The organism is Pseudomonas sp. G5(2012), assembly GCF_000408945.1.
In the GTDB taxonomy this organism is placed as follows: domain Bacteria; phylum Pseudomonadota; class Gammaproteobacteria; order Pseudomonadales; family Pseudomonadaceae; genus Aquipseudomonas; species Aquipseudomonas umsongensis.
Window position 1 is genome coordinate 1 of record NZ_APIO01000218.1, and the last position, 7404, is coordinate 7404.

General features: G+C 59.8%; 9 protein-coding genes and 1 pseudogene. 7 read left to right on the forward strand and 3 right to left on the reverse strand.

The window, feature by feature from the left end; genetic code table 11:
- The first annotated feature begins 148 nt into the window (after positions 1-148).
- From PG5_RS32775 to PG5_RS32790, 4 genes and pseudogenes are all read left to right on the forward strand, one after another.
- Positions 149-1090 (forward strand): fatty acid desaturase, encoded by a 942-nt coding sequence (locus tag PG5_RS32775; protein WP_042956001.1) that lies wholly within the window; start codon positions 149-151, stop codon positions 1088-1090.
- A gap of 138 nt (positions 1091-1228) precedes the next feature.
- Positions 1229-2017 (forward strand): phosphate/phosphite/phosphonate ABC transporter substrate-binding protein, encoded by a 789-nt coding sequence (locus tag PG5_RS32780; protein WP_033044457.1) that lies wholly within the window; start codon positions 1229-1231, stop codon positions 2015-2017.
- Positions 2018-2134: 117 nt separating this feature from the next.
- Positions 2135-2679 (forward strand): annotated as a pseudogene (locus PG5_RS32785) (sigma-70 family RNA polymerase sigma factor).
- Positions 2676-3701 (forward strand): ABC transporter substrate-binding protein, encoded by a 1026-nt coding sequence (locus PG5_RS32790; RefSeq protein ID WP_020801379.1) that lies wholly within the window; start codon positions 2676-2678, stop codon positions 3699-3701. Before PG5_RS32785 ends, PG5_RS32790 begins: the two are co-directional and overlap by 4 nt.
- Here PG5_RS32790 and osmE read toward each other — a convergent pair.
- Together osmE and PG5_RS32800 are read right to left on the reverse strand one after the other, a co-directional pair.
- Positions 3695-4048, reverse strand: a complete 354-nt coding sequence (osmE, locus tag PG5_RS32795; protein WP_020801380.1) for an osmotically-inducible lipoprotein OsmE — start codon at positions 4046-4048, stop codon at positions 3695-3697. The genes PG5_RS32790 and osmE overlap by 7 nt on opposite strands.
- Positions 4049-4061: 13 nt before the next feature.
- Entirely contained in the window at positions 4062-4301 is a 240-nt protein-coding gene (locus PG5_RS32800) for a hypothetical protein (RefSeq protein WP_020801381.1), read from the reverse strand.
- 169 nt (positions 4302-4470) lie between these two features.
- Here PG5_RS32800 and PG5_RS35130 point away from each other — a divergent pair, with 169 nt between their 5' ends.
- The gene (locus PG5_RS35130) at positions 4471-4656 is read left to right on the forward strand and encodes a hypothetical protein (RefSeq protein WP_020801382.1); all 186 of its coding nucleotides are present in this window, start codon (positions 4471-4473) and stop codon (positions 4654-4656) included.
- Between the two features lie 106 nt (positions 4657-4762).
- The gene (locus PG5_RS32810; RefSeq protein WP_020801383.1) at positions 4763-5101 is read left to right on the forward strand and encodes a hypothetical protein; all 339 of its coding nucleotides are present in this window, start codon (positions 4763-4765) and stop codon (positions 5099-5101) included.
- A 3-nt stretch (positions 5102-5104) separates the two neighbouring features.
- Here PG5_RS32810 and PG5_RS32815 read toward each other — a convergent pair whose 3' ends face one another.
- On the reverse strand, positions 5105-5668 hold the full coding sequence (locus tag PG5_RS32815; RefSeq protein ID WP_020801384.1) for an Rrf2 family transcriptional regulator: 564 nt from the start codon (positions 5666-5668) through the stop codon (positions 5105-5107).
- A 300-nt stretch (positions 5669-5968) separates the two neighbouring features.
- Here PG5_RS32815 and PG5_RS32820 point away from each other — a divergent pair, with 300 nt between their 5' ends.
- Positions 5969-7171 carry an NAD(P)/FAD-dependent oxidoreductase gene (locus PG5_RS32820; RefSeq protein WP_020801385.1) on the forward strand — a complete coding sequence of 401 codons (1203 nt, stop codon included), beginning with the start codon at positions 5969-5971 and terminating at the stop codon, positions 7169-7171.
- The last annotated feature ends 233 nt before the right edge of the window (positions 7172-7404 follow it).

Here is a 7404-nt window from a genome sequence, read left to right on the forward strand (position 1 = left end):
TTACCGGACACTAGTGACGCAGAGCGTGGGAACGATCACAAGCGCGTTGGCCCATCGCTCCTACGGTCGGTTCGACAATCAAAATAATCTGCAAGAAAACCCGACGCCGTTGCACAGAAGGGGATTGGTCCCCGATCTGAGCAACGCCATGCCCCATTACTTCGATAGCGCCCACCGTGTAGAAATCGAAACCTTGCGCCAACGCCTGACCGCTCGCACCGAGTGGCCGACGTGGTTGCTGCTGTTCGGCGTGTACGCTGGCTGGTTCGCCATCGTACTGGGCAGTGGTGGGTTGGGCCTGTGGTGGAGCACATTGTTGTTGATCCCGTTACTGGTGCTCTGGTTGTCGGTGCAGCACGAATTGCTTCATGGCCATCCCACCCGCTGGGCAGCGCTGAACAAGATCCTCGGCTACGCGCCGTTCGCCGTCTGGTACCCCTACACCCTGTATCGCGACAGCCATTTGTTGCATCACCGCGACGAAGACCTGACCCTGCCTGGCCGCGATCCTGAAAGCCGTTACCTGAGCGCCGCGCAATGGCAGGGCAGTTCACTGTTCGAACGAGGCCTGCACTGGCTGAACAAAACCGTGTTGGGTCGTTTTGTCCTTGGGGCTCCATTGGCCTTATTGGCGTTGGCACGGGAGGAGGTGCAGCGCCTGAAGACCGGTGAGCACCAGGCCTGGTCGATGTGGCTCAGCCACGGCACGGTGACCCTGCTGATGCTGTCGTTTATTGGCCGCTACAGTGTGCTGCCGGTCTGGCATTACCTGTTGCTGGTCAGCGTGCCGGCGCTATCGATTGCGATGATCCGCTCCTACTATGAACACCGACCCCATGCCGAGCCCGAGCAAAGGACAGTCATCAATGAGGCCGCCTGGCCGTGGCGCTGGCTGTTCCTGAACCTCAACCTGCACCTGGTGCATCACGACTTGCCGGGGCTGGCCTGGTACGACTTGCCCCGCGCTTACCACGCGCGTCGCCAGCAATGGCTGGCGCGCAGCGGCGGGTTCCTGGTGCAGGGTTATGGCCAGTTATGGCGTCGGCACGGGGTAAAGGCCATCGATAGCCCGCGGCATCCGTTCCACTGATTGCGAATGAGGTCCCCTGTGGGAGCGCGCCTGTTCGCGAAAGCGCTGCGTCAGGCAACATCAGTGTTGAGTGTGCTGGCCTCTTCGCGAGCAGGCTCGCTCCCACTATTGGAATTACGATGCATGGGAAGTTTTTCGATGACACGGCAACTCGCTGAATTACTGATGTACGTCGCCCCCGAACCGGTGCGCCAGGCCAACGAGCGTTGGCTGAGCCGCATCCTCGAGCGATTGGGGGCCACGCGCCGCAGTGCCGAAGGGCTTTCGCTGATGGACCTGTGGCTGTCCCCGCACTTGCTGCTGACGCAGACCTGCGGCTATCCGTTGATGACGGCATTGCGCGGTCGGGTGCGAATCATCGGGCGTCCTCGTTATGAGCTGCCGGACGCCAGTGGCGGCAATCATTGCAGCCTGTTGCTGGGTCGCGCCGATGATCCACGGCGCAGCTTGCCGGCCTTTCGTGACAGCCGCGGTGTGATCAATGGCGAAGACTCCAACAGCGGCATGAACCTGCTGCGTCACCGACTGGCGCCGCTGCATCAAGACGGGCGTTTTTTTGCAGATGTCGGTATCAGCGGCAGCCACCGCGAAAGCCTGCGATGGTTGCGTGAGGGTAAAGCGGACCTGGCGGCCATCGACAGCGTGACCTTTGCCTACCTGGCGCGACATGCCAAAGAAGAAGTGGCCGGCCTGCGGATCGTCGATCGCAGTGCATTCAGTCCGACATTGCCGTTCATCACCGCGACCACCGTCACCGAACAACAGGCTGGGCACATTCGGCAGGTGATGAACCAGGCGTTGCAGGAGCCTGGCGTCGCTGAAATCCTTGGTTTGCAAGCGATCCTGCCCGCTACCGATAGCGACTATCAAATCGTTCTCGACTACCAGAGAGAGGCCGAGGATCTGGGATTCGGACGATTGCGGTGAAATTCCTTTATGGAATATAAAAATTCTTTTTAAGTATTATTAATGAATAAGGCTCCTTGTTAGGATCGCCGCACCGAATCACCGGACATTCAGCGACCCCTGACCTTTGGAGCCTCTATGTCCGGCACCGACCTTTCCCATCTTGACCACGTGGGCGGATTATTCCGCGCGCATTACGCTTGGCTCTGCGCACGGCTGCGCCGGTATCTGGGGGCCAGCCCCAGCGTCGAAGACATCGCTGCCGAGTCCTTTCTACAGCTACTCGAATCGCCGGGACTGACCCCGATCCGCGAACCTCGCGCCTTGCTCACCACCATTGCCCATCGGTTGATCTTTCAGCTCTGGCGCCGTCGCGATCTGGAACGCCAGCACCTTGAACAGGTGCAACACGTGGATCAGCAACAAGAAGCACTCTCGCCCGAAGGGCAGGTGCAATTGATCCAGGCGTTACAGGGCATCGAGCGCACGCTTGAACGCTTGCCGGGCAAGGTTCGGGCCACCTTCCTGATGTCGCGGATCGACGGCCTGACCTACCCGCAAATTGCCGCCCGCCTGGGCATTCCCAACGCTCGGTCAGCGACTACATGACTCGCTCCCAAGCCCAGTGTAACCGGCACAGCGCCAACCAACCCTTGAATGCCCTGACCCGGAGGTCCGCATGAGATCGTTCAAAACCCTGCTCGGCAGTTCACTGCTGGCCCTGAGCCTTATCTCGGCCCAGGTTCCCGCGGCGGACAAAAACGTCCCGATTCACTTTGGTGACATCACCTGGGAAAGCGGCAGCCTCATCACCGAAATCCTTCGAGTGATCGTCGAGAAAGGTTACGGCTACCCGACAGATACCTTGCCGGGCAGCACTGTCAGCCTCGAAGCGGCCTTGGCCAGGAACGATATCCAGGTGATCGGCGAAGAGTGGGCCGGGCGCAGTCCGGCGTGGGTCAAGGCCGCGTCCGAAGGCAAAGTGTTCGGCCTGGGCGACACGGTCAAGGGCGCCACCGAAGGTTGGTGGGTACCGGAATACGTGATCAAGGGCGAGCCAGAACGGGGTATCAAGCCCCTGGCCCCGGAACTGAAATCCGTCGCCGACCTGGCCCGCTACAAGGACGTGTTCCGCGACCCGGAAGACCCCAGCCGTGGACGCTTCCTCAACAGCCCAACCGGCTGGACATCGGAGATCGTCAACAGTCAGAAACTCAAGGCCTATGACTTGGCCGACAGCTTCGTCAACTTCCGCACAGGGTCGGGTGCGGCACTGGATGCCGAGGTGGCTTCCTCGATCCGTCGGGGCAAACCGGTGCTGTTCTACTACTGGTCGCCGACGCCGCTGTTGGGGCGTTTCAAGCTGGTGAAACTCGACGAGCCGGCGTTCGACGCCGAAGCCTGGAAGACCCTGGCCGACGCCAACAACCCGCATCCAAAGGGCACACGGTCGATGCCGGCCAGCCTGGCGATTGGTGTGTCCGCGCCTTTCAAGGCGCAGTATCCGGACCTGGTGGCGTTCTTCGAGAAGGTCGACCTGCCAATTGATCTGCTCAACCATACCCTGGGCCAGATGAGCGAAAAGCGCCTGCAACCGCGTCAGGTGGCAGAAGCTTTCCTGCGTGACCAGCCGCAGATCTGGAAGGGTTGGGTACCGGGGGAGGTGGCTGATCGAGTCACGGTGCAATTGTTAGCGGCTCAATAGCCTCCACCGCCGCTGCTGCGGGACGGTTCCCTGGCCTTTTGCTGCGCATGGCTCCATTCGGCACACGTCATGAAGCTTTTATGATCGACCTTGCCCTGGCCATCGAAGCTGACGTTGTACCGTTGCTGATGACCTGGCTGGCTCAGGTTGTAGTCGAAACAGGTGCCGGGCTCGACCGTACGGTCGGAGATCGACAGGGGTGGTCCGCCGATTTGCTCGACTTGCTCCTTGCTCATGCCTGTCTCGACCTTCGCCACCAGCGGCTGATCCCGATAGACATGGGAATCGGTGCTGCAGCCCGCCAGCACCGTGATCAGTGTGGCAAGCGTGTAGACGGACCTGTTCACGGCCTGACTCCCGCTAAACAGCCTTGTTTCGACTGATGATCTTGGCTTTCACTTCTTCGGCATAGCCTGACAGGCGTTGTTCATCGCCCTGGAACAGATCGCACAGCCGCTTCACGGCTTCCGCATCGACTTCGTTCCCCGTCAGGCGCAATTGTTCGGCGATGCGCAACAGCTCCACCGCCGACCATCTCAGGTCCGATGCAAGCCCTTGCAGGTCACGCCGAAGCGCTTGTTCATGTTCGTTGAGCCACATGATGATCTCCCGTAACGTTGTGCTACGAAATTTTAGACCCATTCGCGCGGAGCGGCGTTGTGTTCGTCTGATGCCAAAGGGCTTCCATTGGTCGGGAAATTTGCGCGTTTCGCAAAATCCGCTGTCGTAGTGAAGCGCCGACATTTTACCAGGGCAGGGTCCGTTCAAAATGACGACAACCGATGACTTCAGGGCGCATGCCCGGGAACTGAAAGCCGACTTGGATGCGGCCACCAGTGAAATGATGAAACTCATCTCCGAGCACCAGTTCAGCGGGCCGGAATGGGAGCGGGTCAGTCAATGGCAACACGAAGCCTTCGAACGATGGACAAGCTTTTTGAACGAGCGCTCCTAGCCGGACAGCGGCAATCACAGCATCAGCCCCTGAGGCTCGATGCAACAAAATGGCTGCTAGCGCGGCAACAGGCTACATTTTATTTTTTCAGGTTTAAGGACGCTTCATGAGTCGAATGTTGATGGGGGGAGTGGTGATGGCGTTGTTGGCGGGATGTTCGTTGCCTGCGTCCCTGGTGCCGGGAGAGCCGAACTACAACAAACCGAGCGATAAGATTCCCAAGGAGGTAGCGGCGTGCGTATTGCCGGCCTGGCAAAAGGAGATCCCCAAGACAAGCCAGACATCGATATCCAACGGCTACAGGATCACCGCGCCGAGCATCATAACGGCCGATGAAGTGCTGGATATCGTGAAGTACAAGGACGGCAGCCGGGTCTCACTGTACCAGGGGCCGCCCTGGGCAAAGTCAGGCGCGATGCGCCAGGCTGTGCGCGACTGCCTGTAGGGATCAGCCTTTGATCTCGGTGACCTGGATCAGTTGATCGGCCTGGGCACCGGCGGTGCCTTTCTTTTCCCTGCGCTCACTCATCCAGCTGTCGACCTGCGCATTGAACTGCGCAGGCGCCTTACGCCCGACCTTTCTGGCGATGTCCAGTATGGTCTGCTGGGCGAGGGCTTCCTCCATGCGCTTCTGCGCGATCAGCATGGCGCCATGCACTGAGCAAGGGCCGTCCAGCGCCCACGCGGGAACCTCGCCCTCGAACAACGCGCAGCGACCGCGAATTTCCCGGCATTCGAAAATGGCCTTGCGCCCGTCGATCGCATTGACGATGTCCAGCAGGCTGATCTCATCGGCCGGCCGCGCCAGCTTGAATCCCCCACGCACGCCTTCGGTGGCGACCACCAGTTTTGCCTTGGCCAGTTTGGTGAAGATTTTCGCCAGGTAGTCCAGTGGCACCCCTTGCAGCTCTGCCAGGTCACGCACGCTCGCCTCGCGGGTCTCACCACCATTGCCCACCAGGAATATCAGGCAATGAATGCCGTACTCGACGCCCGCGCTGTAAAGAGACATAGCGATCTCCGACTAATGTTGTCGTAAATATTAGCAGTTGACCCTGAACGAGGCAACGATCTGGAATTTTTCTCCAGGTCCTGGAAAGCCCCTCAAGAACGCGGATTTGGCGTGGTGTGACAAGTCTATCGATGGCATCGATTCGAACCATTGAGAAAAACAGCTTGCTCGAATTAACTACGATCAATAAAGTCGTAGTTGTGAGGTCGGGAGCGGAAGACGCTTTCAGCAGGGAGCGGGTGCCGACCTCCAGACCCCTTAACCCAATTCACTGCCTAGTTTTTTCCCCTGGAGTTAAAAATGAAACAACGCATCCTGGTAATTGGCGCAGGTTTCGGTGGCATGTGGAGCGCCTTGAGCGCCACCCGCCTGTTCGATATCCACGGTCACAATGACGTTGACGTAACGGTGCTGGCGCCCCAGGCCGAACTGCGCGTACGTCCACGCTTCTACGAGCCGAACGCCCACCAGCTGGCGGCTCCCATCGGCGAGCTGTTCGATGCGGTGGGCGTCAAGTTCATCAAGGGGGCTGCCGAGACCATCGACGTCGAGCAAAAGCGCGTGGGCTACATCGATGCCCAGGGCGAAAAACAGGTCTGCATCTACGACAAACTCGTTCTGGCCACTGGCAGCCGTCTCGCACTGCCTGATACCCCAGGTGTGGCCGAATATGCGTTCGACGTCGATCAGATCGAACAGGCCATACGCCTGGAAGCCCACCTCAAATCCCTGGTCAACCAGCCGCAGAGTCAGGCACGCAACACGGTCGTGGTGGCTGGCGGTGGCTTCACCGGCATCGAAACGGCCACTGAAATGCCGACCCGTTTGCGCGACATCCTGGGTGAGGGTGCGGACATCGACGTGATCATCGTCGATCGCGGTGACAAGGTAGGCGGCTCCATGGGCCCGGAAATCGCCGAGAAAATTGCCGAAGCCAGCGAGGAAACCGGGGTGAAATGGCAGCTCAAGGCTTCGGTTGTCGCTGTCGATGAAAACGGCGTGACCTTGTCCGACGGCCGGCGCATCGACGCCAAAACGGTCATCTGGACCACCGGCGTGCGTGCCAGCTCGCTGACCGAGCAGATCCCTGCCGAACGCGACCACCTTGGCCGCCTGCACGTCGACGCGCACCTGCAAGTCATTGGTCAGCCAGACATCTTCGCCACCGGCGACGTGGCCTATGCGGCCAGCGATGACATCGGCAACCATGCGCTGATGACCTGCCAGCACGCCATTGTGCTGGGCCGTCATGCCGGCAATAACGTTGCCGCGCAGATCCTCGGTGTGGACCCGACGCCGTACAGCCAGCCCAAATATGTGACTTGCCTGGACTTGGGGGCTTGGGGGGCGGTCTACACCGAAGGTTGGGATCGTCAGGTCAAGCTGACGCGCCAAGAAGGCAAGTCGTTGAAGACGCAGATCAACACGGTGTGGATTTATCCGCCGGCGGCTGATCGAAAAAGCGCTTGGGCGGCGGCGGATCCGTTGATTCCGATTGCCTGAATGGTGTGAGGTTGTGCGATTCAATAAATCCTGCCCGGAGCATTCCGGGCGGGATTTTTTTGCAGTCGCACATGTTAAGACTTGTAGGCGCCAGCGGTGCGGCGATCCGCCTTGCCGGCGCGGCTGTATTCGATCCACTGTGGGAGCTGGCCTTTCGGGCCGCCGCATCGCAGCGAAGGCGGCCTGAGAGCCGACCTGTGTTTTGTTGAACTGTGTACATATCCATTGCTGCG